A 551-nucleotide genomic window follows, 5' to 3' on the forward strand; every position below is an offset into this window, starting at 1 on the left:
AGGATCCTGCGAGCGTAGGCGTCGGTGACAAAGGCCACGTAGGCGAACCCTGCCCAGGTCGACACATAGGTGAGGTCTGCTACCCACAGCCGGTTAGGTGCTGGTGGTCCGAAGCGGCGCTGGACGAGATCGGCGGGACGGGCTGTGGCCGGATCAGCGATCGTGGTCCTGCGGGCTTTGCCGCGGGTGGTCCCGGACAGGCCGAGTTTGGTCATCAGCCGTTCGACGGTGCATCTGGCCACCTCGATGCCCTCACGGTTCAGGGTTAGCCACACTTTGCGGGCACCGTAAACACCGTAGTTGGCGGCGTGGACGCGGCTGATGTGCTCCTTGAGTTCGCCATCGCGCAGCTCGCGGCGGCTGGGCTCCCGGTTGATGTGGTCGTAGTAGGTCGATGGGGCGATCGGCACACCCAGCTCGGTCAGCTGTGTGCAGATCGACTCGACACCCCACCGCAAACCATCGGGGCCCTCGCGGTGGCCCTGATGATCGGCGATGAACCGGGTAATTAGCGTGCTGGCCGGTCGAGCTCGGCCGCGAAGAAAGCCGAC

1 pseudogene is annotated in these 551 nt (G+C 65.3%); it reads right to left on the reverse strand.

Annotated features, from left to right (window positions below):
• Positions 1-551 (reverse strand): annotated as a pseudogene (locus IEX27_RS21150) (IS3-like element IS6110/IS987 family transposase); the annotation flags it as partial.

This window comes from Nitratireductor aestuarii, assembly GCF_014641695.1.
GTDB classification, from domain to species: Bacteria; Pseudomonadota; Alphaproteobacteria; order Rhizobiales; family Rhizobiaceae; genus Chelativorans; species Chelativorans aestuarii.